This is a genomic window from Arthrobacter sp. LjRoot78, from assembly GCF_964254335.1.
GTDB lineage: Bacteria > Actinomycetota > Actinomycetes > Actinomycetales > Micrococcaceae > Arthrobacter.
In genome coordinates this window covers 3,269,308-3,295,171 of record NZ_CAXUTG020000001.1, presented here as the reverse complement: position 1 = coordinate 3,295,171, position 25,864 = coordinate 3,269,308, and the positions used below count along the sequence as shown (strand labels likewise).

The following is a 25,864-nucleotide window of genomic DNA, read 5'->3' as shown; positions in this document are numbered from 1 at the left end:
ATTAACCGGCGTTTTTGGGTCCATACATCACGTCGGCATCCCAGCGGGTGAAGCCGAGCCGGCGGTACAGCGAAACAGCAGGTGCATTGTCCGCATCGGTGTACAGCATGACCGCGTGGAGGCCCTTCTCGTGCAGGTATTTGATGCCGGCCAGAGTGAGGGCCTTGCCCAGTCCCATGCCCTGGGCTTCGGGGGCCACCCCCACTACATAGACCTCACCGATCGCCGGATGGGTGCCGTGGCGAGGGTGCACCTTGGTCCAGTGGAAGCCGAGGATCCGGTCCGACGGGTCGACGGCCAGGAGGAAACCCGCGGGATCGAACCAGTCCTCGGCCATCCTGGCCTCAAGGTCCTGCCGCGTCATGTTGCCCTGCTCCGGGTGGTGCGCGAAGGCGGCCTTGTTGGCTGCCAGCCAGGCCTCTTCGTCCTGGCCGGGAACGAAAGCCCGCAGGGTCACGTTGTCCGGGAGGGCGGCGTCGGGCAGTTCCGCGGCAGCGGTGGTGAGCCGCATCTTCCACAGTTCGCGGATGGGGGCGTAACCGTATTTGGCCGCAAGGTCTGCTGCGGCTTCATGGTTCCCGTGGGACCAGGCCGTGAGGCCGTCAAAGCCGCGCGATGCCTTCAGGGTGGCCACCAGCCGGTCCGCAACCCCCTGGTTCCGGTAGCTGGGGTGGACTGCCACCTCCAGCACGCCGGTGCCGTCCGGTTCCTCCACCACCACGGCGAATCCCGCCAGGTCCTGGGCGGTGGCAGGATCTGAGTCCTCATCCGGTGCGTAGAGCGCCAGGCTGAGGAGCGAGTGGCTGCCGGACTCACCGGAGCGCAGCGTCACGAAGGTCTGTTCAGACAGGGGAGGGTTCCCGTCCGACTCTTCGGCTGCTGCGGCGAGGGCGGCAAAATCCCTGAGCAGATCGTTGTCCACTCCGCCTTTGACGACGAGCACGGGCCAGTTCTCGGGATGCGCAGGACTCATGGTGTACAGGCTATACGGCCCGTCCGGAAGGCGGAGGCATTGGCGCCGATTTGATGAGGCAGGGTCAGGCACGTATAGTCATTACCTGATCCGGCTTCCTGAAGCGGGATCTGAGGGGGATCCACCACTGGGGTGGCCTCGATACGTTCGACCCGTATGTCCTCCACTGAAGGCTGAGAAGCCAAACAAAGAAGCCCCGGACCAGTGGTCCGGGGCTTCTTTGTTTGGCTAGGCCTCTGTCAGTTCCTCTTCGGGCTGCCGGACGAGGGTCAGGCGGTAACCCACGTTGCGGACGGTGCTGATCAGGTTCTCGTGGTCGGCGCCCAGCTTGGCGCGCAGCCGCCTGACGTGGACGTCCACGGTGCGGGTGCCGCCGTAGTAGTCATAGCCCCAAACTTCGGTGAGTAGCTGCTGGCGCGTGAACACCCGGCCGGGGTGCTGCGCCAGGTACTTCAGGAGTTCGAACTCCTTGAAGGTCAGGTTCAAGGGTGCACCGTTGACCCTGGCCGTGTAGCTTGCTTCGTCGATGACGACGCCGGCGGCCCGGATTTCGGTGGGGGTGTCTTCCTGCTCGGGCACGGCGCGGGCCACCGAGAGGCGGATCCGGGCTTCGACTTCGGCCGGGCCCGCGGAGTCCAGGATGATGTCATCCACGGCCCAGGCCGAGGAGACGGCCGCCATGCCGCCTTCGGTGAGGATCAGCATCAGGGGTGCGCTGAGGCCGGTGGCCTTGAGCAACTGGGTAAGGGAGCGAGCTCCGACCAGGTCCTTGCGTGCGTCCAGCAGGACGACATCGCAGGGGTCGGTTTCCAGCAGGGCGGTGGGCTCGGCCGGAAGGATATGAACACGGTGGTTCAGGAGTTCCAAGGCAGGCAGAATGTCCACCGATGACCCGGTGCTGTTCGTCAGTAGCAGGATGTGCGACATTGTTCCTCCAAGGGGCTGTCCGCGCATCATTGGGCGTCTGAACCGGGCTTTCACCGGCCGGTACTGGCTGCCCGCGTCGGTACTGGCCAGCCGGAAATTCCCGCCGGGCCCGCATCCTCCGAAGGAAGCGTAGCTGAGCTTTGAGTATACCTAATCGCCCCTAAACAGACACTGATCCGGCTGGTTTCAGTGAGCGTTTTGCGACATAAGCAGGTCACATAAGGCAGGATTGGAGGCAGCGACGACGTCAGCAGAGAGTGAGCGCGGGTAAATAGTGAAGCCGTGGACCATCGGAACCATAGGGCTGGCCGGGCTTGCTGTCTTTATCGGCGGTGCCTACGCCTCACCTGAAGTGCTGCTCGGTGTGGCAATCCTCGTTGCCCTGGCTGTCGGCATCGGCTGGCCCCACTTCCTGGACATTCCCGCCAAGAAGACCCTCGCGGCAATCATCGGGCTCCCCGGAGTCGGTTCGGCCGTAGCTGCCACCTATGTCCCGGCGCCGGGATTCCTCGACTGGACGCCGGCCTTTATCGCCGCCGGCGTGATGGCCGTTTTCCTCATGCAGCTCCTGCGGGGCACGGGCCAGGCGCAGCGGCTGGAGTCGACGCTGGGTTCGAGCGCCGGCGTGCTCCTGTCCTGTCTTGGCGCGGGCTGGATTGCCGCGTCAAGGTTCAACGGCGTCAAGGAAATGTTGCTGGTGGCCGGCGTCAGTGCCGCCTTTGCTCTCCTTGCCGGCCTCATCCGCTGGCCGGACCGGATCGTGGCGCCGCTGGGCATTGTGCTGGCAGGTCTCTCGGCTCCGCTGGCAGGCCTGGTCTTCTCCAACATCGCCGTAATACCGGCCGCCGTGGCGGGCGTTGCGGTGGGTGCGGTTCTCGTCAGCCTGCGCAGACTGGTTATACTCCGCGGGGACCGGATTAACTTTCCAGCCGCCCTTGGCATGGGCCTCGCGCCCGTCGCGGCGGTGGGTTCGCTCGCCTACTTCATAGACAAACTACTCATCTACTAACGCGTTAGGATGGCATCATGTCCGTACTTGCATTTGAGATTTTCTTCCTTGTCCTGCTTGGTATTGCCAGCCTTTCCATGGCATGGTTCGCTGGTTTCGTGGTCTACCGCCTCTTCAAGGGCCAGAAGTAATACCAGTTCAGAGCTAGTTGTCTGCGGAGGTAATTACTGTGCCGATTGAAATTCCTACAGACCTCACGCCCGAGCTCGTCCCGTTGTCCTGGCTCATTGGTGAGTGGGAAGGCAGTGGACGCCTGGGGGCCGGCGAGGAGGATTCCGAGCACTTCTTCCAGCACGTATCGTTCACGCACAACGGACTGCCGTACCTCCAGTACCGCGCCGAGAGCTGGCTGACCGACGATGAAGGCACCAGGCTCCGGCCGCTGACGGTGGAAACCGGGTTCTGGGCGCTGGAGCGGAAGCAGCGCGAGGAAGACGGCGGACCGGGGCTGATCCCGGCTGACATCGTTCCCGTGCTCAAGAGCGCCGACGAAGTCGAGGCGCTGCGCAACAGCGACGGGGGATTCGACATTTCCGTTTCCATTTCGCACCCCGGTGGAATCTCCGAGCTGTACTACGGCCAGATCAAGGGCCCCCAGATACACCTCAGCACCGACATGGTGATGCGCGGCAGCCACTCGAAGGAGTACACGGCCGCCACGAGGATTTTCGGCCTCGTGGAAGGAAAGCTCCTCTGGCGCTGGGACGTAGCCAGCGGGAAGAGCTCCACAGCGGGCGGCGGACTGGAAGCCCACGCTTCGGCCATCCTCAGCAAGGCGTCTTAAAGCTGGCGGGCCCCTGGCCGCCCGGCCGCCAGGTCTCACTGATTTTTGTTGTCCGCAACGAGTGCAGGGAGCAAGACCGTGAACAGCCAGCAGCCGGACCCGGCTAAGACCGACCAGCGCAACGAAACAAACTACGGCGATCTGAAAGCCGTCTTCTTCAACGGCACCCTCAAAAAATCTCCGGAGACCAGCAACACGGGCGGCCTGATCGAGGTCAGCCGCCTCATCATGGAGAAGCAGGGCGTTGCCACCCGGGTGATCCGGACCGTCGACCACGACGTTGCCAGCGGGGTGTATCCGGACATGCGCGAGCACGGCTGGGCAACCGACGAATGGCCGGAGCTGTACCCGGCGGTCAGGGAAGCGGACATCGTGGTGGTGGCCGGCCCCATCTGGCTGGGTGACAACTCGTCCCAGACGAAAAAGCTGATCGAACGCCTGTACGCACACTCCGGACAACTGAACGAAAAAGGCCAATGGGCCTTCTACCCCAAGGTTGGAGGCTGCCTCATCACCGGCAACGAGGACGGCATCAAGCACTGTGCCATGAACGTCCTCTACAGCCTGCAGCACATCGGGTTCACCATCCCGCCGCAGGCCGACGCCGGCTGGATCGGCCCCGTGGGGCCCGGTCCCAGTTACCTGGATGAGGGGTCGGGCGGTCCCCAGAGCGACTTCACCAACCGCAACACCACGTTCATGACGTGGAACCTGCTGCACCTGGCGAGGACGCTTAAGGACGCCGGCGGGATCCCGCCCTACGGCAACCTGCCGGAAGAATGGAAGGCCGGGACACGGTTCGACTTCGAGAATCCGGAATACCGCTAGCCACTAAGGACTTCTACTACATATGACTACCAAGAGCCCCCTGTTGTCGCGCCCTGGCGCCGTTGAAGCCGGCGGCGCGGACACCGGCGTCGCATCCCACTACGGTGAGCCGCTGCGGGAGCAGCGTGCGCTGGCTGCCGGCACCGCCGTCGTCGACCTTTCCCACCGTGGCGTGGTCACCGTCTCCGGTCCGGACCGCCTGAGCTGGCTCAACACCCTGTCTTCCCAGCAGGTCACCAACCTTGCGCCGGGGGAGTCAAGCGAACTGCTGCTGCTCAGCGTCCAGGGGCGTATTGAGTTCGACGCGCGGGTGATTGACGACGGCGGGACCACCTGGCTCATTGTGGAGGCCGCCGAAGCGGCGCCGCTGGCCGAGTGGCTGAACCGGATGAAGTTCATGCTGCGGGTCGAGATTGCCGATGTTTCCGACGACTGGGGGGTCATTGGAACCACCCGGCGTGTTGAGGAATGGCCGGACCTGTTGGTGTGGGTAGACCCCTGGCCGCACGTGGCCGCGGGCGGCTACGCCTATTCGGTTGTCGGAGAAGAATCCCATCCGGGCATGGAACGGCCATGGTTCGAATACCTGGTACCCGCCGCGGATCTCGAGGCCACCGTGGGTGACCGGCCGCTGGCCGGCGTCTGGGCCTCGGAAGCGCTGCGAATCGCCGCCTGGCGCCCCCGTCTTGGCGCGGAAACCGACGACAAGACCATCCCGCATGAGCTTGACCTCCTGCGCACCGCGGTGCACCTGGCCAAGGGGTGCTACAAGGGCCAGGAGACGGTTGCCCGGGTGCACAACCTCGGCCACCCGCCGCGGCGCCTCGTCTTCCTCCAACTGGACGGCTCGCAGCACACCCTCCCCGCGGTGGGCAGCGAGGTGCGCCTGGGTGAGCGGAAGGTGGGAACGGTGACCTCCGTGGTGCAGCACTACGAAATGGGTCCGATCGCACTTGCAGTCATAAAGCGTTCCGTTTCTCCGGATGAAATACTGACGGTCGTAGACGGCGACGAACCCTACACGGCTGCGCAGGAAGTCATCGTGGCTCCCGACGCCGGCCAGGTGGTGGGCCGCCAGACCGGATTCCTGAAAGGAACACACCGATGACTGACACCCCGATGTCTGACAACCCGGGAAACGAAGGGGCCGCCGGGCCCGACGACGAAACCCTGGCCCTTGCCCACGCGCTTTTTGACGCGGCACGGCAGGGCGACGCAGCACTGCTGCGCAGCTATCTCGACGCCGGGGCCCCGGCCAACTTGACCAATTCGGCCGGCGACTCCCTGCTGATGCTTGCGGCGTACCACGGGCATGCCCCGGCGGTGCAGCTGCTCCTGCAGCACGGGGCGGATGCCAATGCCGTCAATGACCGCGGCCAGACGCCGCTCGCCGGCGCTGCCTTCAAGGGCTACGCGGACGTGGCCGAGGCGCTCCTTGGGGCGGGCGCTGATCCGGACGCCGGGACTCCTTCAGCGCGTGCAGCAGCCGAGATGTTTGCCCGGTCCGATATCCAGGCCCTGCTGGGCTGAGCCCGCACTGACGCGACGCAGCAACTGAAAGCCCGCGGGTCCTTGCACCCGCGGGCTTTCTTGCGCCCTGATATTCCATGTGGAATAGTTGGAGCGGAATATTTGCTATGCCGTGGACAACACGTGCCGTCGAAGACAGGGGAGGGAACGGAACCATGCCCCGATCCGCCCCGCTGACGCCGCTCGGAATCTCTGCACTCTCGCTGCTGGTCGAGGAGCCGATGCATCCGTACGAGATGTACCAGCTCCTGATGGCCAGGCACGAAGACCGGCTGGTCAAGGTGCGCCCCGGAACGCTCTATCACGCCGTCGGCCGGCTGGAGGAGCGCGGGCTCGTGGAAACAGCCGGAACGGACCGCGAGGGCAACCGGCCGGAACGGACCACGTACCGGATTACGCCCGCAGGCCGGGAGGCCCTGACGGAGCGCCTGCAGGACATGCTCGCCGAACCTGTCAACGAATACCCGTCGTTCCCGCTGGCCGTCGCCGAGGCCTACAACCTGCCTGCCGCCGTCGTACTGGAGCTTCTGGACCGCCGGCTGGTGCTGCTGCAGGACCAGCTGGAGTTCCTTCAGAACGGCGAGGCGGCCGTCCTGAAAAAGGACGTCGCACGCAAGTACTGGATCGACCTGCAGTACCAACAGACCATGCTGAGGTCCGAAATGGGCTGGATACGCAGCCTGCAGGACCAGCTCCGCTCCGGGGAACTCCCGTGGTAGCGGAACACACCACAACCACACCTGAAGGATTTACATGGAAAACGTAGCTAGGCCGTGGCCGGCCCTATGGTCCCTGGTGATCGGCTTCTTTATGATCCTGATCGACACCACCATCGTCTCGGTGGCCAACCCGCGGATCATGGAAGGCCTCAACGCGGACATCAATTCCGTCATCTGGGTGACCAGTGCCTACCTGCTGGCCTACGCCGTTCCGCTGCTGATCACCGGCCGGCTGGGTGACCGGTTCGGACCGAAAAAGCTGTACCTCACCGGCCTGGTGGTGTTCACCCTCGCGTCCCTCTGGTGCGGGCTGTCCGGAGATGTCCAGACCCTCATCCTGGCCCGCGTGCTCCAGGGCTTCGGCGCCGCCATCATGACGCCCCAGACCATGGCGGTGATCACCCGGATCTTCCCGCCGGACAGGCGTGGCGCGGCCATGGGCATCTGGGGTGCCACCGCCGGTGTGGCCACCTTGGTGGGCCCGATCCTCGGTGGTGTCCTGGTGGACGGGCTTGGCTGGGAATGGATCTTCTTCATCAATGTGCCCGTCGGAATCGCCGGCTTCATCCTGGCGCTGCGCTTCGTTCCTTCGCTGACCACGCACCCGCACAGGTTCGACATCCCCGGCGTGCTGCTCAGCGCCGTCGGGCTCTTCCTGCTCGTCTTCGGCATTCAGGAAGGCGAGACGTACAACTGGGGAACGATCACCGGCCCCATCACGGTGTGGAGCCTGATCATCGCCGGAATTGTAGTCCTGGCAGGGTTCGTGTTGTGGCAGCGGTTCAACAAAGGCGAGCCGCTCCTTCCGCTCTCGCTGTTCAAGGACCGCAACTTTTCCCTCGCGAACATTGGGATCACCACGGTGGGCTTCGCCGTCACCTCGTTCACCCTGCCGCTAATCTTTTACTACCAGATCGTCCGCGGACTGACGCCCACGCAGTCTGCCCTGATGATGGTCCCGATGGCGCTCATTTCGGGCGGCCTTGCGCCGGTTGTGGGCAAGATCATTGACCGGGTCAACCCGAAGTACATCACCGCGGCCGGCCTGGTCCTGATGTCGGTGGCCCTGTTCTGGAACTCTGCCCTGATGCACCCGGATACGCCGATCTGGCTGTTCCTCCTGCCCAGTGCCGTGCTGGGGTTCGCGAACGCGGGCATCTGGGCGCCGCTGAGTTCCACGGCCACCCGCAACCTGCCGCCGCGCCAGGCCGGCGCCGGCTCGGGCGTCTACAACACCACGCGCCAGATCGGCGCGGTCCTGGGTAGCGCCGCCATTGCCGTCCTCATCCAGTCGAGGCTCGCGGCGGAGCTTCCGGCGGCGCAGGGCGCTTCCGGCGCGGCCAGCCCCATGGCCTTCGGCGGCTCACTGCCGGAGGCGCTGCACGAGGGGTTCTCGACGGCGATGGGCCAGTCCATCATGCTGCCGGCGGCCGTGATCCTGCTGGGCGCAGCCGTCGCGCTGTTTTTCGCCAAGCCCAAGCCGGTTCAGGGCTGGGGCGCCGTCAGCGTGCCTGCCTCCAGCGACGCCGGAGCCGGGGCTGGAGCCGCGAACGGGGCCGGAGCCGCGGACACCACGTCGCGCTGACCCGGGTCAGCCCAGCAGGACGCTGGTGTGGATGCCGCCGGTCGAGAATCCGAGGCTGCGGGCGATCGCCAGGGCGCCCTTGTTGCTGACGTCCGAACGCCACTGCAGGGTGAGTCCCGCCGCGAGTGCCTCGTGGGCAGCGATGGACGCCGCCAGCGAACCCAGTCCACGGCGCCGCCAGTCAGGGTCCACGAGAACGCCCATTTGGGCCAGGATCCCTTCCCACTCGGAGTAGGCGCCGCAGGCCACAGGAACCTTGCGGCCGTTGTCATCACGCAGGATGGTAAACCGGTGTTCGAGATCGGACAGCCCCACCTCGTTGACGTCGTCGGGCGGGCAGAGGCCTTCCAGCTCAATGGCCTCGGGATTCCCGTGCGAGACGGTCAGCTCTTCGGCCGGCTGGCGCAGGGGGAGGTCATCGGCGAAAAAGAGGGCGGCCGCGCCCTTGCCGTGGCCGCCGTGCTGCCGGGTGATGGTCAGGAGCGTCACGTGCTGGGCGAGTTCCTCATCGGGAATGCCCGCCGCGGCGTCGAGCGCCCACTGGGGTCCCACGAGGGCCGAGGCGCCGAACAAACGCACAAAATCCACTGATTTCCGTGACTCGTCCGCACGGGTGATCCGTGTGCCCGCGGCAAGCTGGACGGCCCCGGAAACGACCGCGTCGGCGTCGAGCTTCCGCACCGCGGCAAAGGCTCCGTCGTCAAGGCCCAAGTGGCGGGCCCAGGCCAGCTGGATGATGTCTGCGGAGCCGGGGTCGAGATTCATGCCTCAACCCTACCCAGCGAAGGGAAGCGCGGACGGACAGTTGGGGCCCGTGCCGGAGGGGCCCCAACTGGGCGCGCCTGCTCTGCCTTTGCGAAGCCGGCCTAAAACCAGGCCTATCCGAAGAGGACGGCGGCTTCGTCGTAACGGTCCTGCGGGACGCGCTTGAGGTTGCCCAGGGCTGCGTCGAAGCCGACATGGACAATGTCGGTGCCGTTCAGCGACACCATGGTGCCCCAGCGGTGGTCCACCACTGAGTCGATGGCGGCCATGCCCAGGCGCGTGGCCAGGACCCGGTCGAACGCGGAGGGGACGCCGCCGCGCTGGATGTGGCCCAGGACGGTGGCGCGGGTTTCGATGCCGGTCCGGGCTTCGAGCTCGGGTGCCAGCATCTCGGCGATGCCGCCCAGGCGGGGGCGGCCGAAGGTGTCCAGTCCGCGCTCGGAGTGCGGAGCTTCCTGGCCTTCCGGGACGAACCCTTCGGCCACCACCACCAGCGGCGCGCGGCCGCGGGCGTGGGCCTCCTGCACCCACTCGGTGATCTGGTCCATGGAGGCTTTCTGCTCCGGAATGAGGATCGCGTGGGCGCCAGAGGCCATGCCGGCGTGCAGGGCGATCCAGCCCACGTGGCGGCCCATGACCTCGGCGATCATGCAGCGGTGGTGCGATTCACCCGTGGTGCGGAGGCGGTCGATGGCCTCAGTGGCAATCTGGACGGCGGTGTCGAAGCCGAACGTGTAGTCCGTGGCGTCGAGATCGTTGTCCACGGTCTTGGGAACACCCACGATCTTCAGGCCGGCATCGGTCAGCCGCTTGGCTGCGGCCAGTGTCCCTTCGCCGCCGATGGCGATGATGGCGTCGATGCCGAGCCGGTCCATGTGGCCCTTGATGACCTCGGGTCCGCCACCGTTTTCGAACGGGTTGGTCCGTGACGTGCCGAGGATGGTGCCGCCCTGCTTGGCGATGCCGCGGACCATGGTGCGGGGGATGGGGATGATGTCGCCTTCGACGACGCCGCGCCAGCCGTCGAGGAATCCCACGAATTCGTGGCCGTGGATGGCGATTCCCTTGAGGACGGCGCCACGGATCACGGCGTTCAGTCCGGGGCAGTCGCCACCGCTGGTGAGAATTCCAATTTTCATGTCTCGGCTCAAATCCTGGTGAGAGGGTGTACAGGCAGAGCGCCACGCTGAGCTCACCTAGATTCTAGTGGTGAGTGTGGGTTACGACACAAACTGGTTACAAAGGCCCTTGCTGCATGGCGAACGAAAGGACCCCCGATCCGGAGGGAACGGGGGTCCTTTGACCGCTGGGTCAGATCAGTTGATCGATCGCTTGTCCAGGAAGGACTGGAGGATGATGGCGTTTCGCTGGTCCGGGAGGATGAGCCACGCTGCGAGGTAGAACACGAAGGCCGGACCGGGCAGGAGGCTGAGGAGCAGGAACGCGATCCGGACGAAGGCGACGTCCACGTTGAGCTTCGCGGCGATCCCTCCGCACACTCCGCCCAGCCACCGCTGCGGTCCGCGCTTCAGGCCGAAGCCCCTGACGATGCTGAAGAACTTATCCATGCTTCAAGACTTCCCTGTTGTGGTTTCTTTGTCACGTCCGCGGGCTGAGAGGAGCCCGCCTACCACCAGGGCGGCGCCGGCACCGATCATCAGGCCGATGAGTACGTAGGTTCCGTTCAGGGCCACGATCCCGAGCTGGCCGATGATGATCAAGGCAGCCAGCGCGAGGACGATGAGGCCCCAGACCACGGTGCCTACCCGTGCCGGCGATGGTCCGCCGTGCCGCGCTCCGGTGCCTCGTGACGCTTCCGCCGGGGAGGCTGTGTCCGGGGCAGGTTCGTAACTGCTCATGTCAGTTTCCTTCCTGGATGGTGATGTTGCTCATGGTGCCGTCGATCTTGAGGATGAGCGCGGCGCCCGGCTTGTCGGTGTTGTAGTTGCTTTGCTGCGACGTCATGCCGCCGTGGTTCTGCGATCCCTCGTTGAGGTTGCCCAGGGTCATGTCCGCCCGGATTTCCACGGGAACCGTGTCCGGAATGACGACGGTCAGGTTGCTGGCCGTGACGTCCATGGGAATCACGACGTCGGTGCCCAGCGGCGGCGTGAGGTTCAGCCGCGTCAGGTCAGCGGTTCCGCTGCCTCCCGTGATGTTGAACCCTTCCCGTGCCTGTTCGATGCTGGCCGGGTTCCAGTTGGCGTCCTGGAAGCGGAAACGGTCGCCGTTGGGCACCACATTGAAGATGCCGCCGATGATGAGCGCCACCACCGCAAAGAACCCGAGGATTCCGGAGGTCCTGCCCCTGAGCCCGGCGATCAGGATGCCAAGGCCCAGGACGGCGGCGCCGCTGGCCCACACCACTGCGTTCGTGGCGTCACCCAGATTTATGACGTTGAGGGCTTCAAGTGCTTTGATTCCACCGCCCACCAGCAGGGCCACGCCTGCCGTCACCGCGACGGCGGGGGCGCCGGGGCCAACGTTGGGAGCCTTGGGAGCGGGCGTGGACGGTCCGCCGTAGCCTCCGCCGTAAGGCGGGGTGGGGCCGTAACCGCCCGAGCCGGGAGCGCCGCCGTCGTACGGGCCGCTGGTGTACGGAGCGCCGGAGTAGGAGCCGCCGGAGTATGGCGCGCCCGTGTAGGAGCCGGGCTCATAGGAGGCGCCGGATGCCGGGGACGAGGTTCCAGCCGGCGACGTCGCAGCGAAGGTTCCGCCGGCAGCGGAGCCCGCATCTGTGCTGGTGTTCATGAGGGGTGCTCCGTTCGGGGCTTTGTTGCGCTGCGAGAGGTAGTAGATGAGGTAGACGGCGCCTGCTATCCAGAAGACGGTCCAGAAGAAGCCGCCGAACCCGTTCCGCTCCCAGCCCCAGAAGCCGCTGCCAAGGCTGGGAAAGCCGATCACCGTGGTGATGAGGGCTCCGGTCATGCCGGTGGTCCAGCGTCCGGCGCCGGCCTCCTGCGCATGGATGCGGCCGTCGGGCTCCGGCAACAGTGCCCAGGCGATGCCGTAAAGCAGCACGCCGATGCCGGCGAAAATCGACAGGACGATGAAGACGCCGCGCACGATCAGCGGGTCGACGCCCAGCCGGTGCGCGATGCCGCTGGCGACGCCGCCGATCCAGCGGTCCTGTCCGCGCTGAATGCCGTGGCTCCGGACCCAGTTGAAGAAGTTCTGGGGCTGGGACTGCGGGTAGGCGTACCGGGTATCCGCCGAGTGTGTGCCGGGGGTCGGGCCGCCGGGGTACTCAGCGCCGGGGAGCTGTGCGTTCGGATAGAGCGGCGGCGGGCCGCCGGGGAATTCAGCTCCGGGCGTTGAGCCGGAATCAGAGCCGAAGCCTGTGCCGGATGCGTGCCCGGCTGAGGCAGGGACTGAGCCGGCGCCGTCGTCGGAAGTGCCTTCCGTTGAGGCGGTGGAGCCGGAACCGGAACCGGACCCGGACTCGGGACGGCCGGACGGCAGCGGATCTTCATCGGGGTATGCATTGTGCGAGTTCATACTTCGATCCTGCCGTCCGCGGCCGCCGCGCTCTATTGGGGAACACCCTGAGCCGCCCCTGAGTGACCCCCGGTTCCTTGCAGAATCAGGCGTGCGGAACCCTGATCCATGCTTGGATTGACACATGACAACCGCCATGACCCGCCCCCCGCTGGTCCGCAGCAGCGACCGCGTGATCGCAGGAGTCTGCGCGGGCCTGGCCGCCCACCTGGGCTGGCCGGTGCGGATGGTCCGGATCGGCATGGTGGTGGCCGCGCTCGCAGGCGGAGCAGGGCTGGCCTTCTACGCGTGGCTCTGGATCATGGTTCCTACTGCGGACGAGAACGCCAAGCGGAACGCACGCCGTCCGGCCTCGCCCATTGCCCCGGCCGTCAGCGCCCCGGGGCCGCTGCCGGTACCGCCGGACTTCATGTCCGGGACAGTACCCGCCGCGGCCACCTTCCCTGGCACAGCCGCCTACACCGACGCTCCGCTACCGGACGCGCTGCCCGGCGTTGCGGGCGGTTTCATTCCAGCGGCCACCGGCGCCACACCGGGTGGCCCGGGTGCCTCGGTTTCCGGCGGTACCGACAGCGGCCCCGACGGCGGGACCTCCGGCGGACCTGGTGCGGGCGCCCCGTGGTTCCGCGTCCGGAGCATGCCGTACGGCAAGGAAATATTGCTGGGTGCCGGGCTCCTGCTGGCAGGCGGAATCCTGACCGCACGCATGGTGGGCGTCGACGTTCCGCTGGGGACGCTGATCCCGGCCGCAGCGATCCTTGGCGGGGCGGCGATCGCCTGGATGCAGCTGGATGAAACCCGCCGGGCCGGCCTCCTCGACAAGACCAAAGCGGACCAGGCCGGTGGCTGGGCCAGGCTCGCCGCCGGTCTCGCCCTGGTGGTGGCCGGTGTGCTGGTGATGGTGTCCGGCTCCGGCTCCTGGGAGCAGACCTGGCTGGCGCTCCTTGCCTCCGTGGCCGTACTTGGCGGCGTGGCCCTGGTGCTGCTCCCGTGGGGACTGAAATTCTGGCGGGACCTGGAAGCGGAGCGCTCCGGCCGCGTCCGGGCCACGGAGCGTGCGGAGATTGCCGCCCACCTGCACGATTCCGTGCTGCAGACGCTCGCGCTGATCCAGCGCCGGGCAGGCAACGAGAACGACGTCGTTCGCCTGGCACGCGCCCAGGAGCGGGAGCTGCGGGGCTGGCTCTACCGCGACCCCGACAAGGATGCAGGGCAGCTCTCCGAGCGCATCAAGGCAGCTGCGGCGGAAGTTGAGGACTCCCTGGGTCATGCCGTGGACGTGGTCAGTGTGGGAGACACCGCCATGACCGCCCGGCACGAAGCCCTCGTGCAGGCCAGCCGTGAGGCCATGGTGAATGCCTCCCGCCACGGCGGCGGCGCGGTATCGGTCTATCTCGAGGTGGCCGACGGCGGCGCGGAAGTTTATGTGAAGGACCGCGGACCCGGTTTTGACCCGCAGTCGGTTCCGGCCGACCGCATGGGGGTCAGGGAATCGATCGTCGGACGGATGAACCGCCACGGTGGGACCGCCGTCATCAGCAGCAGCGCGGACGGCACGGAAGTGCGGCTCAGGCTTCCTTCCGATGCCGCGGACAACGGAGAGGGAAAGTCGTGAGCAACATCGACACAGCAGGCGCGCATGCAGGAGGTGTTCCAGCTATCCGCGTGGTCATCGTGGACGACCACGCCATTTTTCGGTCCGGGCTCAAAGCGGACCTGGACACCCGGGTCACCGTGGTGGGGGAGGCCGGAACAGTCGAGCAGGCCATCGCCGTGATCGCGCAGGCGAGGCCCGAAGTGGTGTTGCTGGATGTCCACCTGCCGGGTGGGCTGGGCGGCGGCGGCCGCGAAGTGATTGCCGGATCGGCCGCACTGCTCGGCAGCACCCGGTTCCTGGCCCTGAGTGTCTCGGACGCCGCGGAAGATGTCGTTTCGGTCATCCGGGCCGGAGCCCGGGGCTATGTGACCAAAAGCATCTCCGGCACGGAAATCACCGACGCCGTCCTCCGTGTCGCCGGCGGGGACGCCGTCTTTTCGCCACGGCTGGCGGGGTTCGTGCTCGACGCGTTCGGCACGGCCCCGGCGGATATCGCAGACGACGAACTCGACCGCCTCTCCGCCCGCGAACTGGAGGTCATGCGGCTCATCGCGCGGGGCTACAGCTACAAGGAAGTGGCCAAGGAGCTCTTCATCTCCATCAAGACAGTGGAGACCCACGTCTCCGCCGTGCTGCGGAAACTGCAGTTGTCCAGCCGCCACGAACTGACCAAGTGGGCGGCTGAACGCCGCCTCCTCTAACCCACCCCGGACGCTCTCTCACTTCCTGCCGCTTAATCACAGACGCTCTCTCACTTCCTGCCGCTTAACCACAGACGCTCTCTCACTTCCTGCCGCTTAACTACAGACGCTCTCTCACTTTCCTGAAAAAAGTGAGAGAGCGTCTGTAGTTTTCCTGCGAAAAGTGAGAGAGGGTGCCTACTTGGCCTTGCCGAGGAAGCTCTGGAGCCGCGCCACACCGGTGGCCAGGTCGTCGTCACCAAGTGCATAGGAGAGGCGCAGGAAGCCCGAGGGGCCGAAAGCCTCGCCCGGTACGACCGCAACCTCAACCTCGTCCAGGATGAGCGCAGCGAGCTCGGCGGAAGTCTGCGGGCGGGCGGTCCCGTTCGCCGTCTCGAATTCCTTGCCCAGCAGGCCGCGGACGTCCGCGTAGACGTAGAAGGCGCCCTTCGGCGTCGGGCATTCCACCCCGTCAATGGCGTTCAGGCCGGCGACAATCGCCTTCCGGCGGCGGTCGAAGGCCACCTTCATCTCGTCCACCGCGGTGAGCGGGCCGGAGACGGCCGCAAGGGCAGCAACCTGCGGGATGTTGGACACGTTTGAGGTGGCGTGCGACTGCAGGTTGGTGGCCGCCTTGATGACGTCCGCCGGGCCGATCATCCAGCCCACGCGCCAGCCGGTCATGGCGTAGGTCTTGGCCACCCCGTTGAGGATGACCACCTTGTCGCCGAGTTCCGGAACGGCCGTGGCGATCGACGTGAAGGGAACGCCGTCGTAGGTGAGGTGTTCGTAGATTTCGTCGGTGACCACCCACAGCCCCTTGGAGGCTGCCCACAATCCGACTTCGCGGACCTGCTCAGGCGAGTACACCGAACCGGTGGGGTTGGACGGCGAGACGAACAGCAGGATCTTGGTGCGCTCGGTCAGGGCGGCTTCGAGCTGCTCCACGGTGACGAGGTAGTCCTGTTCCGGGCCCGCGAAGACCTCCACGGGCACGCCGCCGGCCAGCCGGATGGCTTCCGGGTACGTGGTCCAGAACGGCGTGGGAACAATGACCTCATCGCCCGGATCGACCAGCGTGGCGAAGGTGTTGTACACGGCCTGCTTGCCGCCGTTGGTGACCAGGACCTGTGACGCCTCGGCCTTATAGCCGGAATCCCGCAGCGTCTTGTCCGCAATGGCCTGCTTGAGCTCCGGGAGCCCGCCGGCGGGGGAGTAACGGTGATACTTGGGCTGGCTGGCGGCCTCAATGGCGGCCTGAACGATGTAACCGGGTGTCGGGAAGTCGGGTTCCCCGGCGCCGAAGCCGATGACCGGCCGGCCGGCTGCCTTGAGTGCCTTGGCCTTGGCATCAACGGCCAGGGTGGCGGATTCGGCGATAGCGGAAATGCGTTGGGAAACGCGGGCGGCAGGCATGGCGGGGTCCATTCTTCGCTTGCAGCTCGATGGCTGGATGTGGGATTCGACGAGATCTACTCTATGCTGTTCAGCGGATCGTTCAGCGTGACGGCCAGGAATGTGACCGTGTCCCGGTCGGCAGGCCCTGGCAGCCGCGAAGAGGGTCCGAAATGAGGCTGGTTCGACGTAAGCGCAGTTGTTGCGTAGACTAGTTCTCCGGTGTTGAAAACACGATGATGGCCTGCGCCCCGTGAAGTTTGCGGGAAGTATGGTGTGATTGGTTTTCGATCCATAGGGTAGTGGCGCAATTGGTAGCGCAGCGGTCTCCAAAACCGCAGGTTGCAGGTTCGAGTCCTGTCTGCCCTGCGCAAGCGGTTCCGGCGGTTAGCCGGAGCCAGCGCAGCAACCATGGTTCAGTTCAGAGCCGGGTATCCGACTTTGCGAGGATGAGTGAGGACCAGGTGACCGAAACGGCTGCAAGCAGCTCCAAGGGCCGCCCCGCCAAGAATGCCGCCAAGGCCGGCTTCTTCGCTCGCATCGCACTCTTCGTCCGCCAGGTCATCGGCGAACTGAAGAAGGTCGTAGCACCCACCCGCAAGGAACTGATCAATTACACGCTCGTGGTGCTGGTGTTCGTGATCATCATGATGCTCATTGTTACCGTCCTGGACTTGGCTTTCGGGACCGGAGTGAGCTGGGTCTTCGGCGGCACAGGCCCCGCGGACCGCTAAGGCGATCCGTCCGCAGACTGCGTGGAATGCTCCGGGAATCCGGAAGCGTTCACGGGGTGTGCGGAATTGAGCCATTTAAATAGGCATGTTAGGCAATGAGGAAGCAGGAGACCAAGTGTCTGAGCAGGAGCTCGAGGTAACTGAGACTGAGCTGGATGGGTCCACGGACAGCACAACAGACGCCGCGGCGGTAGCCGGGGAAGAGTCAGAGGTTGAGTCTGCTGCGCCCGATTCCACCGACGATTCCTCTGAGGCCGACGCTGACGCTGATGCTGACGACGCCGAAGCAGACGAAGACTCTGACGAAGCCGGCTCCGAGGACGATGAGGCCGACGCCCTGGCCGCCGCGGCCGCCAAGGCTGAGGTTGATCCCGCCGAGGAATTCAAGGCCAAGCTGCGCCGCCAGGAAGGCGACTGGTACGTCATCCACTCCTACGCGGGTTACGAAAACCGCGTCAAGGCCAACCTTGAGACCCGCATCCAGACCCTGGACATGGAAGATTACATCTTCGAAATCCAGGTCCCGATGGAAGAAGTCGTTGAGATCAAGAACGCTCAGCGCAAGGTCATCAACCGCGTCCGCATCCCGGGCTACGTGCTGGTCCGCATGGACCTGACTGACGCCTCCTGGGGCGCCGTCCGGCACACCCCCGGCGTCACCGGCTTCGTGGGCAACGCCCACAACCCGGTCCCGCTGCGGCTCGATGAGGTCTTCTCCATGCTCGCCCCCGTCTTCGAAGAAGAGCAGGCCGAGAAGGGCAAGCCGATCAAGCACGCCGCCACTCCCGTGGACGTCGACTTCGAAGTCGGCGAGTCCGTCATCGTCAAGGAAGGTCCCTTCGAGACCCTCCCCGCCACGATCTCCGAGATCAAGATCGATTCGCAGACCCTCGTGGTGCTGGTCTCCATCTTCGAACGCGAGACCCCGGTCACCCTGGCGTTCAACCAGGTCACCAAGATCTAGCAACACCCCACCAGAATTCGCTCAGGGCTGCCCGCTTAGCAGCCATGAGCGGCCGGTCGCCTCGCCATGGCGGCCACCAACCTGAGGCACGCTCCTGTGTCCCAGGACGAAATTGAGAGAAGGACCCTACATTGGCTCCCAAGAAGAAGGTCACCGGCCTCATCAAGCTGCAGATCCAGGCAGGTGCCGCTAACCCGGCCCCGCCGATCGGTCCTGCGCTTGGCCAGCACGGTGTCAACATCATGGAATTCTGCAAGGCGTACAACGCTGCGACGGAAGCCCAGCGCGGCAACGTTATTCCTGTTGAAATCACGGTCTACGAAGACCGCTCGTTCACGTTCATCACCAAGACCCCGCCGGCTGCAGAGCTCATCAAAAAGGCTGCAGGCGTCGCCAAGGGTTCAGCTACCCCGCACACCGTCAAGGTTGCCAAGCTGACCCAGGCCCAGGTCAACGAGATCGCTTCCACCAAGATGGAAGACCTCAACGCCACCAGCCTCGAAGGCGCAGCGAAGATCATCGCCGGCACTGCCCGCTCCATGGGTATCACCGTCGAGGGTTAATTCCCCACCGCTGATGCGGCGTCGGCATTCGGACACGTAAGAAACCGATGACGACGGCGGACGGCACCGCCGGGCAACCGGCACCACCTAAACATTGAAATGTTGGACATCCGGTCCGGACAAACCATTCGGGATTCCAACTGTGGCAGGGCCCAGCGCGGTCCGCAGACCACAACTGCACAAGGAGAATAAGCAGCATGGCAAAGCGCAGCAAAGCATATGAGGCAGCCGCCGCCAAGATCGACGCGGAGAAGTTCTACGCGCCGTTCGAGGCAGTGACGCTCGCCAAGGACACCAACCCGTCCAAGTTCGACGCCACCGTAGAGGTCGCTTTCCGCCTGGGCGTAGACCCTCGCAAGGCTGACCAGATGGTCCGCGGCACGGTCAACCTGCCCCACGGCACCGGTAAGGTTGCCCGCGTCCTCGTCTTCGCAACGGGCGACAAGGCAGAGGCAGCAATCGCTGCCGGCGCCGACTTCGTTGGTTCCGATGACCTGATCGAAAAGATCGCAGCCGGCTGGACCGACTTCGACGCCGCCGTCGCCACCCCTGACCTCATGGGCAAGGTTGGCCGCCTCGGTAAGGTCCTGGGTCCTCGTAACCTGATGCCGAACCCGAAGACCGGCACCGTGACCCCCGACGTCACCAAGGCTGTCAACGACATCAAGGGCGGCAAGATCGACTTCCGCGTCGACAAGCACTCCAACCTGCACTTCATCATCGGCAAGGTTTCCTTCGACGCCATCAAGCTGGCCGAGAACTACGCAGCAGCACTGGAAGAGGTCCTTCGCCTGAAGCCGTCCGCTTCCAAGGGCCGCTACATCCAGAAGGCCACCGTGGCTACCACGTTCGGCCCGGGCATCTCCGTTGACCCCAACGTCACCAAGGTCCTGACCGAGGTCTAATCCTCAGCAGTTCCGCATGAAAGACCGTCCCGCAGTTGCGGGGCGGTCTTTCTGCGTCTCCATCTCTTTTCGCTCGGCGGAACCTCCATTGGCTGAGAGCCCGCCCCCGGTTAGGCTGTCCCCGTGAATGCAGCGCCGTACGTCATCGAACCGCTTGCCCTGCCCGACGCAATCGATTCGCCGAATGCTGGCGTATTCCTGGAGTTCGGAGCGCTGAGCGATGCACTGGTGCTTGAAACCTGGGGTAATGCGGACCGACTGGCTCCGCTGGCAACGAGGCTCCAATACTGGCGGGACAGCCCCTACACGCAGGTGAGGCTCTTCTTTGTGCGGCTGGACGGGCGGCTGGTAGCGCGGTCCTGGATCCGCTTCGGCGTCCAGGAGAACGTCCAGACCGCACTCCTGCATGTGACTGTACTGAAGGAGTTTTCAGGCCGAGGCATCGGCCGGGCGTTGCTGGGGCACGCCGAGCAGGTGGCCGCATCGCGCGGATGCACCACCCTTCAGGCGTTCACGGAGCACCCGGCCGATTTCGACGCCGACGGACCCGGGCTGCTCCAACCGGCAACGGGGACGGGCGGCGTGCCCGCAGGCGCGAACGGGGTGCGTTTCGCCCTGCGGGCCGGCTACCGGCTGGAACAGGTGGAACGCTTCAGCGCCCTGTCCCTCCCAGTGGGCGAGGGGACGCTTGCTGCGCTGGAAAGCGAGGCGGCGGAAAAGGCGGCACAGCAGTACGAGTTGCTGCATTGGACGGACCATTGCCCCGAGGAATATGCGGAACAACTCGCCGTCCTGATGTCCCGCATGAGCACGGATACGCCAGTGGGCGCCCTCAACTACGACAAGGAAACCTGGGACGTGACCCGGGTCCGCCACGTGGAGACCACGTGGAAGAGGGCCGGCCTGAGCTCCTTGGTGGCAAGTGCCCGGCATCGGGGAACGGGAGAGCTGGCCGCTTACACCGTCCTCCAAGTGTCGGACGGGAAGCCGTGGCTGGCCAACCAGGACGATACCCTTGTGGCCGGCCAACACCGCGGGCACCGCCTGGGAATGCTGGTCAAGATCCTCAACATCCGGCGGCTGCTCGGTGGCTATCCCCAGGTGGAGCGAATTGTCACGTTCAACGCCGCCGAAAACGATCACATGCTGTCCATCAATGTAGCGCTCGGCTTCCGGCCCGCGGGGTACGACGGCGAATGGCAGAAGACGCTGTGAAAGGGCTGCCGATCACCGCCGTCGCCGACGGCATGGAACGCCAGCGAAAACCGGCATATGCTGGCGATTAATATTTCGCTTGGATTCAAGCCCGCCGGCTTTGAAGGTGAGTGGCAGAAACGACTGGAATGACGCCCTCTATGGTTAAAGACGTACGGATCGAACAACTCTGGATTCCCGATTCCCTCGACGGGCCCGACAGCGACGATTTCCTGGCCGCCGTCGAAGTGAGCCGGAAGGTGCGGATGCAGACATGGGGGAGTGACGATCTGGCCTACACCCCGCTGGAAAAGCTCCTGGAACTTGCCGACCCGTACGAACGCCAGATCATCCTCGTTGCCAGGGTGGACGGCGAAATTGTGGGCACGGCAGACATCGCCCTGCCTCTGGCCGATAACCTGGACCTCGCGGAATTCACGCTGGACATCCTGCCCGAGTTCCAGCGCCAGGGAGTGGGCCGCCAGTTGCTTGAAGCGGCAGAGCAGTTTGCCCGAGCCGAAGGCCGGACGTCGATCCTGATCGACACCAACCATCCCGGCGTCTCGTTGAACAGCGCGGTCGATGACCAGTTGGTCCCGGGCTCCGGCCTAGGCTTCGTTCCGATGGGAAGCCGGGAAGTGGAGTTTGCCCGCAAGACCGGCTACACCCTGCAGCACATCGAGCAGTTCAGCTCGTGCCTGCTGCCGCTGGACACCAAGCTGGTCGCGGAGCTGGCGGACGAAGCGGAGCAGGCCAATGCCGGCCGCTACCGGCTGCATCACTGGACGGACCGGTGCCCGGACCAGTGGCTGGAGGGGGTGGCCGCCCTCGAAAACCAGGCAGGCGAGGACACTGAACCGTCGTCAAGGACCGAAGAGCAGATGGTGTTCGACGGCGCCATGATCAGGAAAGCGGAAGAGGCCACCATTGCGCAGGGTCGGCGCACGGTGGTCACCGCCGTCGAACATATCGCCACCGGGATGCTGGTGGGGCTGACCACCATCAGCGTTCTTTCCCAGCGGCAGGACGTCGTGTTCCAGGACGACACGGTGGTGATGCAGGAACACCGGGGCAACAAGCTGGGCCTGCTGATCAAGGTGGCCAACATGGAACGGCTCACCGAGCAGTTCCCCGATGCCAGGGTCATCTACACCTGGAACGCTCCGGAGAACCGATACCTGCTCAAGGTCAACCAGCAGCTGGGGTTCACCACGGCAGGAGTCACGGGGATCTGGCAGAAGGACCTACCGGACCTCGGGCCCAGCAGCAGCTGAGCTGCCCGATTTGGAGTACGGGCAGCCTTGCCCGTAAGCTTGAACTACCAAAGACCGTCGGTTGTTGGAAATCCACTCTCCTGAGCATCGCTCAATTCTGCAGTTGTGTGCGGGAGAGTCAGTGGGTTTCCGGACGAAGGACCCTGAACATAGGGCGGCCGGCGCAGGTGAACGAAGCAAAGCTCCGCGGTTAGATCTGTGTTGAGCCAAGCCCCGTGCATCTGCGCGGGGCGTTTTTTAGTTTTAGCTCACCTTGAGCGGGGACCCGGAATACCGGCACTATCCCCGGAAGGAGGGTTATGGCAACGCCTGCAAAGGTTTCAGCAGTAGCTGAGATCACAAACGATTTCAAGGAATCGAACGCCGCTGTCCTGACCGAATACCGTGGGCTCACTGTTGCACAGCTCAAGCAGCTGCGTGTTTCTCTCGGCCAGGACACCAAGTTCTCGGTCGTCAAGAACACCCTGACCGCCATTGCAGCCAAGGAAGCTGGTGTCGAAGCATTCGACGGCCAGCTCGCCGGCCCCACTGCAATCGCGTTCATCAAGGGTGACGCAGTTGCGGCTGCCAAGAGCCTGACGGATTTTGCCAAGACCAACAAGCAGCTGGTTATCAAGACCGGTTACTTCGAGGGCAAGGCACTGAACGCCAGCGAAGTTGCTGCCCTGGCAGCACTCGAGTCCCGCGAGCTGCAGCTCGCCAAGGTTGCAGGCATCCTCAAGGCTCCTGCTGCCGCTGCTGCACGCATCATCGACGCCCTGCGCCTCAAGCTTGAAGAAGAGAACGGTGCACCGGCAGCTGCCGAAGCGCCCGCCGCTGAAGAAGCACCGGCCGCAGAAGCAGCAGAGACCGAAGCTCCGGCCGAAGCCGCAGCCACCGAAGAGAACTAACTCTCTTTTAGACCAGACTCCGGTGCGAGGACAACGGCCCAGGCCGCCAAGCACCACCTATAGGAAGGACGCCACACCATGGCGAAGCTCACCAACGAAGAGCTCATTGAAGCTTTCAAGGAACTGACCATCATCGAGCTCTCCGAGTTCGTCAAGCTCTTCGAAGAGACCTTCGAAGTTACCGCTGCTGCTGTTGCCGTTGCTGGCCCCGCTGCCGGTGCTGCTGAAGAAGCTGAAGAGAAGACTGAATTCGACGTCGTTCTCGAATCTGCTGGCGACAAGAAGATCGCAGTGATCAAGGAAGTTCGCGCAATCACTTCCCTGGGCCTCAAGGAAGCTAAGGACGTTGTTGACAGCGCTCCGAAGGCCGTCCTCGAAGGCGTCACCAAGGAAGCTGCCGAGAAGGCCAAGGAGCAGCTCGAAGCTGCCGGCGCCACCGTTACCCTCAAGTAACTCACGCTGCTTCACGGAAACCCCGTCCACTCCGGTGGGCGGGGTTTTCTGCGTCCGGGGCCGCACTAACCGCCCCCACGAACGGCCCGCACCAACAACCGGTGAAGTTCAGAGCGACTGGCGGCTGGTGGTCAACGGCTAATCGTTGACGGTCAGTCCCTCAGTGGTGCGAATCCTCAGCCGCACACCTAGGCAGGGTCGCTGATGTCCGCGACCACGGCGCCCAGCGCCGTGGTCAGGGCGTCGGCATCCACGAAGGCGCTGTAGCCGTGCTGCCCGGCCCCCATGGAAATCCTCCGCCCCGCGATTGTCGCGTCCGCGTAGACGGGCCACGCCCTGGTGCTCCCCAGCGGGGTGATGGTGCCGCGTTCATAGCCGGTGGCTTCCAGCGCGACGTCCGCCGGCGGGAGCGAGAGCTTGTTGACGCCCACCAGCCCCCTCAGTTTGGGCCAGGAGATCTGCCGGTCGCCGGGTACCAAGGCAAACAGGAAACTGCCGTCCTTGTGCTTGACCACCAGGGACTTCACAATGTCCGCCGGCGTAATACCCAGGATGCCGGCGGCCTCCTCAAGGCTCTTCGCTGCGAGCCGCTCCACTATTTCGACGTCGAGCCCGCGCGCAGCGGCGTCGCGCAGGAAGCGCTCCCTGCCGACGCCGCTGTCAGCGTTGCCCGCCGCGTCCGCGGATGAGGCCACGTTCAGTCCCGGTACAGCAGGAGGGCTTCGCCCTGCCCGCCGCCGCCGCACAGGGATACGGCGGCCCTTCCCGTGCCGCGGCGTTTCAGTTCATGGGCGGCATGCCCGGCCAAGCGCGCACCGGACGCTCCAATCGGGTGGCCCAGGGCGATGGCGCCGCCGTGGATGTTGCACTTCTCCAGCGGGTACTTGAGGTCCTTGAGGGACTGGACTGCCACCGAACCGAAGGCTTCGTTGATCTCAATGAAGTCGAGGTCCTCGGTGGTCCACCCCGCCCGGTCGAGGGCATTCCTGATCGCATTGGAAGGCTGCGAATGCAGCGAGTTGTCCGGCCCCGCGACCTGGCCCGGCTTGCCGACAACCGCCAGGTAGTCCAGGCCGTGGTCTTCCGCGAATTTCCGCGTGGTCAGCACCAGTGCCGAAGCCCCGTCGGAGAGGGGAGAAGAGTTGCCGGCCGTGATGGTGCCGTCGCTGACGAAGGCCGCGCGCAAACCGGCCAGCGACTCGACCGTCGTGTTGGGGCGCACGCCTTCGTCTTCTGAGACGACAATGGGATCGCCCTTGCGCTGCTTGACGCTGATGGGAGCGATCTCGTCGTCGAAGACGCCGTTCTTGGCCGCCAGCGCGGCCCGCTGGTGCGACTGGGCCGCCACGTTGTCCTGGGACGCCCGGTCGATGCCGAGGACCAGGTTCTTGCTTTCGGTGGACAGTCCCATGGACTGTCCGTCGAAGGCATCCGTCAGGCCGTCATGCGCTGCCACGTCCAGTGCCTGGACGGTCCCGTAGGTCCAGCCCTGCCGGGAACCCGGCAGGATGTGCGGGGCCCGGGTCATTGATTCCTGCCCGCCGGCGACGACGACGGCGGCATCACCGCTGCGGATCATGCGGGCGGCGTCGATGACTGCCGTCAGGCCGGAAAGGCACACCTTGTTAATGGTGACAGTGGGGACATTCCAGCCGATGCCGGCGCCGATGGCGCTCTGCCGTGCCGGGTTCTGGCCGGCTCCTGCCTGCAGCACCTGGCCCATGATGACCGCATCCACCTTGTCGGCGCCGACGCCGCTTGCGGCGAGGGCCGCCTTGATGGCATGCGCCCCGAGTTCCACCGCCGTGAAGCTGGCCATCTGGCCGTTGAGGCGGCCCTGCGGCGTACGTGCCGCAGCGAGGATGACAACATCGTTGTTGTCTGGGGAGTTGCTCATGGTTATCTCTTCCGATCTGTGACGATGTAGGCCAAGGCTATCGTGAGCCGGATCACCTATCCATTAAACGCCTTCGGTGCGGGGTCCATTCCGCCCCTCATGGGGACTGTTGCCCATCCGGCCGACGTGCGGTACAGGAAACGGCTGCGTAGGGTGGATGGCGACGACAAACGCACACCGGCAGCAAAACACAGGGAGCAGTATCTTGAAAAAAATCCTCGCGATGGCAGCCGTGGCAAGCTTTGCAGGACTTACCGCTTGCAGCGTCTCCACTCCCGCGCCGGAAAGCACGACGTCGTCCAGTGCCGCGGCTTCTCCCGCACCTTCACAGGTATCGCCGTCGCGCTCTTCCGAAGCATCCGATCCCGGAGTTCTCGGCGTGAAAGAGGCCTGTGAGAAGTTCAACTCCCTCTACGTGCAGTACCGGGCGGCCGGGAGGGATTCCAATGCCCAGGAGGACGTCTACCTGGCGGCGGCCGACGCCAAGGACAGAGTGTCCGGAAACCTGAAGGGGCTGTTCACATCGATGGCTGTCCTCGCCCTGGACCAGGCCTCGGAGATCGAAACCGGCGACCCGGTTAGCCAGGCCGCCAAGGACGCCATCCGGGATGCCGTGTTTGCCAACGCCGGCGCCTGCACCGCCGAGGGCGTGACCCTCACGCTGTAGAACCCAACTAGGTGCCTCCGGCAACGGTGCTTG

28 protein-coding genes and 1 tRNA gene are annotated in these 25,864 nt (G+C 65.1%); 19 read left to right on the top strand and 10 right to left on the bottom strand.

What is annotated here, in order from left to right; translation table 11 throughout:
- Position 1 precedes the first annotated feature (1 nt).
- On the bottom strand, positions 2 to 973 hold the full coding sequence (mshD, locus tag ACSQ1X_RS15325) for a mycothiol synthase (RefSeq protein ID WP_436058262.1): 972 nt from the start codon (positions 971 to 973) through the stop codon (positions 2 to 4).
- Positions 974 to 1,201: 228 nt separating this feature from the next.
- Positions 1,202 to 1,900 (bottom strand): winged helix-turn-helix transcriptional regulator, encoded by a 699-nt coding sequence (locus tag ACSQ1X_RS15320; RefSeq protein WP_028269612.1) that lies wholly within the window; start codon positions 1,898 to 1,900, stop codon positions 1,202 to 1,204.
- Between the two features lie 274 nt (positions 1,901 to 2,174).
- Between ACSQ1X_RS15320 and ACSQ1X_RS15315 the strand changes: the two genes are divergently transcribed.
- The 7 genes from ACSQ1X_RS15315 to ACSQ1X_RS15285 all read left to right on the top strand — a co-directional run bounded on the left by ACSQ1X_RS15315 (position 2,175) and on the right by ACSQ1X_RS15285 (position 8,355).
- Complete coding sequence (locus ACSQ1X_RS15315; protein ID WP_055799540.1) at positions 2,175 to 2,909, top strand: hypothetical protein; 735 nt, start codon at positions 2,175 to 2,177, stop codon at positions 2,907 to 2,909.
- 169 nt (positions 2,910 to 3,078) lie between these two features.
- On the top strand, positions 3,079 to 3,693 hold the full coding sequence (locus ACSQ1X_RS15310) for an FABP family protein (protein ID WP_436058261.1): 615 nt from the start codon (positions 3,079 to 3,081) through the stop codon (positions 3,691 to 3,693).
- Between the two features lie 78 nt (positions 3,694 to 3,771).
- On the top strand, positions 3,772 to 4,521 hold the full coding sequence (locus tag ACSQ1X_RS15305; protein WP_436058260.1) for a flavodoxin family protein: 750 nt from the start codon (positions 3,772 to 3,774) through the stop codon (positions 4,519 to 4,521).
- A gap of 22 nt (positions 4,522 to 4,543) precedes the next feature.
- On the top strand, positions 4,544 to 5,629 hold the full coding sequence (gene ygfZ, locus ACSQ1X_RS15300; protein ID WP_436058259.1) for a CAF17-like 4Fe-4S cluster assembly/insertion protein YgfZ: 1,086 nt from the start codon (positions 4,544 to 4,546) through the stop codon (positions 5,627 to 5,629).
- On the top strand, positions 5,626 to 6,051 hold the full coding sequence (locus ACSQ1X_RS15295; RefSeq protein ID WP_436058258.1) for an ankyrin repeat domain-containing protein: 426 nt from the start codon (positions 5,626 to 5,628) through the stop codon (positions 6,049 to 6,051). The genes ygfZ and ACSQ1X_RS15295 overlap by 4 nt, the downstream gene beginning before the upstream one ends.
- Positions 6,052 to 6,206: 155 nt before the next feature.
- Positions 6,207 to 6,770: a PadR family transcriptional regulator gene (locus ACSQ1X_RS15290; protein ID WP_436058257.1), complete on the top strand. Its 564-nt coding sequence runs from the start codon at positions 6,207 to 6,209 to the stop codon at positions 6,768 to 6,770.
- 34 nt (positions 6,771 to 6,804) lie between these two features.
- On the top strand, positions 6,805 to 8,355 hold the full coding sequence (locus ACSQ1X_RS15285) for a DHA2 family efflux MFS transporter permease subunit (protein ID WP_055799528.1): 1,551 nt from the start codon (positions 6,805 to 6,807) through the stop codon (positions 8,353 to 8,355).
- A gap of 6 nt (positions 8,356 to 8,361) precedes the next feature.
- On the opposite strand, the gene ACSQ1X_RS15280 is transcribed toward ACSQ1X_RS15285, so the two are convergent.
- The 5 genes from ACSQ1X_RS15280 to ACSQ1X_RS15260 all read right to left on the bottom strand — a co-directional run bounded on the left by ACSQ1X_RS15280 (position 8,362) and on the right by ACSQ1X_RS15260 (position 12,618).
- Entirely contained in the window at positions 8,362 to 9,120 is a 759-nt protein-coding gene (locus ACSQ1X_RS15280; RefSeq protein ID WP_436058256.1) for a GNAT family N-acetyltransferase, read from the bottom strand.
- Between the two features lie 113 nt (positions 9,121 to 9,233).
- Positions 9,234 to 10,259, bottom strand: coding sequence for a 6-phosphofructokinase (locus ACSQ1X_RS15275; protein WP_055799524.1), 1,026 nt, complete (start codon positions 10,257 to 10,259; stop codon positions 9,234 to 9,236).
- 177 nt (positions 10,260 to 10,436) lie between these two features.
- A complete protein-coding gene (locus ACSQ1X_RS15270) occupies positions 10,437 to 10,688 on the bottom strand; it encodes a PspC domain-containing protein (protein WP_028269603.1) in 252 nt (83 codons plus the stop codon).
- Between the two features lie 3 nt (positions 10,689 to 10,691).
- Positions 10,692 to 10,979, bottom strand: a complete 288-nt coding sequence (locus ACSQ1X_RS15265; protein WP_436058255.1) for a hypothetical protein — start codon at positions 10,977 to 10,979, stop codon at positions 10,692 to 10,694.
- Between the two features lies 1 nt (position 10,980).
- Positions 10,981 to 12,618, bottom strand: a complete 1,638-nt coding sequence (locus ACSQ1X_RS15260) for a PspC domain-containing protein (protein ID WP_436058254.1) — start codon at positions 12,616 to 12,618, stop codon at positions 10,981 to 10,983.
- 124 nt (positions 12,619 to 12,742) lie between these two features.
- Between ACSQ1X_RS15260 and ACSQ1X_RS15255 the strand changes: the two genes are divergently transcribed.
- Together ACSQ1X_RS15255 and ACSQ1X_RS15250 are read left to right on the top strand one after the other, a co-directional pair.
- Positions 12,743 to 14,233, top strand: coding sequence for an ATP-binding protein (locus ACSQ1X_RS15255; RefSeq protein WP_436058253.1), 1,491 nt, complete (start codon positions 12,743 to 12,745; stop codon positions 14,231 to 14,233).
- Positions 14,230 to 14,916 carry a response regulator transcription factor gene (locus ACSQ1X_RS15250; protein ID WP_326949470.1) on the top strand — a complete coding sequence of 229 codons (687 nt, stop codon included), beginning with the start codon at positions 14,230 to 14,232 and terminating at the stop codon, positions 14,914 to 14,916. Before ACSQ1X_RS15255 ends, ACSQ1X_RS15250 begins: the two co-directional genes overlap by 4 nt.
- Positions 14,917 to 15,093: 177 nt before the next feature.
- Here ACSQ1X_RS15250 and ACSQ1X_RS15245 read toward each other — a convergent pair whose 3' ends face one another.
- Positions 15,094 to 16,311, bottom strand: coding sequence for a pyridoxal phosphate-dependent aminotransferase (locus tag ACSQ1X_RS15245; protein WP_436058252.1), 1,218 nt, complete (start codon positions 16,309 to 16,311; stop codon positions 15,094 to 15,096).
- A gap of 275 nt (positions 16,312 to 16,586) precedes the next feature.
- Between ACSQ1X_RS15245 and ACSQ1X_RS15240 the strand changes: the two genes are divergently transcribed.
- From ACSQ1X_RS15240 to rplL, 9 genes are all read left to right on the top strand, one after another.
- Positions 16,587 to 16,659: transfer RNA gene (locus tag ACSQ1X_RS15240), tRNA-Trp, on the top strand.
- Positions 16,660 to 16,739: 80 nt separating this feature from the next.
- On the top strand, positions 16,740 to 17,024 hold the full coding sequence (secE, locus tag ACSQ1X_RS15235) for a preprotein translocase subunit SecE (protein ID WP_028269597.1): 285 nt from the start codon (positions 16,740 to 16,742) through the stop codon (positions 17,022 to 17,024).
- A gap of 115 nt (positions 17,025 to 17,139) precedes the next feature.
- Positions 17,140 to 17,988, top strand: a complete 849-nt coding sequence (gene nusG / locus ACSQ1X_RS15230; RefSeq protein ID WP_436058251.1) for a transcription termination/antitermination protein NusG — start codon at positions 17,140 to 17,142, stop codon at positions 17,986 to 17,988.
- 131 nt (positions 17,989 to 18,119) lie between these two features.
- Positions 18,120 to 18,551 (top strand): 50S ribosomal protein L11, encoded by a 432-nt coding sequence (gene rplK / locus ACSQ1X_RS15225; RefSeq protein WP_003803853.1) that lies wholly within the window; start codon positions 18,120 to 18,122, stop codon positions 18,549 to 18,551.
- Positions 18,552 to 18,748: 197 nt separating this feature from the next.
- Positions 18,749 to 19,456 (top strand): 50S ribosomal protein L1, encoded by a 708-nt coding sequence (rplA, locus tag ACSQ1X_RS15220; RefSeq protein WP_011692825.1) that lies wholly within the window; start codon positions 18,749 to 18,751, stop codon positions 19,454 to 19,456.
- A 123-nt stretch (positions 19,457 to 19,579) separates the two neighbouring features.
- Positions 19,580 to 20,671: a GNAT family N-acetyltransferase gene (locus ACSQ1X_RS15215; RefSeq protein ID WP_436058250.1), complete on the top strand. Its 1,092-nt coding sequence runs from the start codon at positions 19,580 to 19,582 to the stop codon at positions 20,669 to 20,671.
- A gap of 140 nt (positions 20,672 to 20,811) precedes the next feature.
- The gene (locus ACSQ1X_RS15210) at positions 20,812 to 21,924 is read left to right on the top strand and encodes a GNAT family N-acetyltransferase (RefSeq protein ID WP_055797162.1); all 1,113 of its coding nucleotides are present in this window, start codon (positions 20,812 to 20,814) and stop codon (positions 21,922 to 21,924) included.
- A 299-nt stretch (positions 21,925 to 22,223) separates the two neighbouring features.
- On the top strand, positions 22,224 to 22,814 hold the full coding sequence (gene rplJ, locus ACSQ1X_RS15205; protein WP_028269591.1) for a 50S ribosomal protein L10: 591 nt from the start codon (positions 22,224 to 22,226) through the stop codon (positions 22,812 to 22,814).
- Positions 22,815 to 22,892: 78 nt separating this feature from the next.
- The gene (gene rplL / locus ACSQ1X_RS15200; RefSeq protein WP_028269590.1) at positions 22,893 to 23,267 is read left to right on the top strand and encodes a 50S ribosomal protein L7/L12; all 375 of its coding nucleotides are present in this window, start codon (positions 22,893 to 22,895) and stop codon (positions 23,265 to 23,267) included.
- A 188-nt stretch (positions 23,268 to 23,455) separates the two neighbouring features.
- Here rplL and ACSQ1X_RS15195 read toward each other — a convergent pair whose 3' ends face one another.
- Both ACSQ1X_RS15195 and ACSQ1X_RS15190 read right to left on the bottom strand, forming a co-directional pair.
- Positions 23,456 to 23,962: an aminoacyl-tRNA deacylase gene (locus tag ACSQ1X_RS15195; protein ID WP_055797159.1), complete on the bottom strand. Its 507-nt coding sequence runs from the start codon at positions 23,960 to 23,962 to the stop codon at positions 23,456 to 23,458.
- 2 nt (positions 23,963 to 23,964) lie between these two features.
- The gene (locus ACSQ1X_RS15190; RefSeq protein ID WP_436058249.1) at positions 23,965 to 25,164 is read right to left on the bottom strand and encodes an acetyl-CoA C-acetyltransferase; all 1,200 of its coding nucleotides are present in this window, start codon (positions 25,162 to 25,164) and stop codon (positions 23,965 to 23,967) included.
- 205 nt (positions 25,165 to 25,369) lie between these two features.
- On the opposite strand from ACSQ1X_RS15190, the gene ACSQ1X_RS15185 reads away from it, so the two are divergent.
- The gene (locus ACSQ1X_RS15185) at positions 25,370 to 25,831 is read left to right on the top strand and encodes a hypothetical protein (RefSeq protein WP_436058248.1); all 462 of its coding nucleotides are present in this window, start codon (positions 25,370 to 25,372) and stop codon (positions 25,829 to 25,831) included.
- The last annotated feature ends 33 nt before the right edge of the window (positions 25,832 to 25,864 follow it).

Bases quoted from the DNA above. Each gene is read 5' to 3' on its own strand.
- mshD (WP_436058262.1), bottom strand. From the start codon at position 973: ATGAGTCCTGCGCATCCCGAGAACTGGCCCGTGCTCGTCGTCAAAGGC.
- ACSQ1X_RS15255 (WP_436058253.1), top strand. From the start codon at position 12,743: ATGACAACCGCCATGACCCGCCCCCCGCTGGTCCGCAGCAGCGACCGC.
- ACSQ1X_RS15190 (WP_436058249.1), bottom strand. From the start codon at position 25,164: ATGAGCAACTCCCCAGACAACAACGATGTTGTCATCCTCGCTGCGGCA.
- secE (WP_028269597.1), top strand. From the start codon at position 16,740: ATGAGTGAGGACCAGGTGACCGAAACGGCTGCAAGCAGCTCCAAGGGC.
- ACSQ1X_RS15260 (WP_436058254.1), bottom strand. From the start codon at position 12,618: ATGAACTCGCACAATGCATACCCCGATGAAGATCCGCTGCCGTCCGGC.
- rplL (WP_028269590.1), top strand. From the start codon at position 22,893: ATGGCGAAGCTCACCAACGAAGAGCTCATTGAAGCTTTCAAGGAACTG.
- ACSQ1X_RS15290 (WP_436058257.1), top strand. From the start codon at position 6,207: ATGCCCCGATCCGCCCCGCTGACGCCGCTCGGAATCTCTGCACTCTCG.
- ACSQ1X_RS15270 (WP_028269603.1), bottom strand. From the start codon at position 10,688: ATGGATAAGTTCTTCAGCATCGTCAGGGGCTTCGGCCTGAAGCGCGGA.
- ACSQ1X_RS15280 (WP_436058256.1), bottom strand. From the start codon at position 9,120: ATGAATCTCGACCCCGGCTCCGCAGACATCATCCAGCTGGCCTGGGCC.
- rplJ (WP_028269591.1), top strand. From the start codon at position 22,224: ATGGCAACGCCTGCAAAGGTTTCAGCAGTAGCTGAGATCACAAACGAT.
- ygfZ (WP_436058259.1), top strand. From the start codon at position 4,544: ATGACTACCAAGAGCCCCCTGTTGTCGCGCCCTGGCGCCGTTGAAGCC.
- rplA (WP_011692825.1), top strand. From the start codon at position 18,749: ATGGCAAAGCGCAGCAAAGCATATGAGGCAGCCGCCGCCAAGATCGAC.
- ACSQ1X_RS15275 (WP_055799524.1), bottom strand. From the start codon at position 10,259: ATGAAAATTGGAATTCTCACCAGCGGTGGCGACTGCCCCGGACTGAAC.
- ACSQ1X_RS15295 (WP_436058258.1), top strand. From the start codon at position 5,626: ATGACTGACACCCCGATGTCTGACAACCCGGGAAACGAAGGGGCCGCC.
- ACSQ1X_RS15210 (WP_055797162.1), top strand. From the start codon at position 20,812: ATGGTTAAAGACGTACGGATCGAACAACTCTGGATTCCCGATTCCCTC.
- ACSQ1X_RS15285 (WP_055799528.1), top strand. From the start codon at position 6,805: ATGGAAAACGTAGCTAGGCCGTGGCCGGCCCTATGGTCCCTGGTGATC.
- ACSQ1X_RS15320 (WP_028269612.1), bottom strand. From the start codon at position 1,900: ATGTCGCACATCCTGCTACTGACGAACAGCACCGGGTCATCGGTGGAC.
- ACSQ1X_RS15265 (WP_436058255.1), bottom strand. From the start codon at position 10,979: ATGAGCAGTTACGAACCTGCCCCGGACACAGCCTCCCCGGCGGAAGCG.
- ACSQ1X_RS15245 (WP_436058252.1), bottom strand. From the start codon at position 16,311: ATGCCTGCCGCCCGCGTTTCCCAACGCATTTCCGCTATCGCCGAATCC.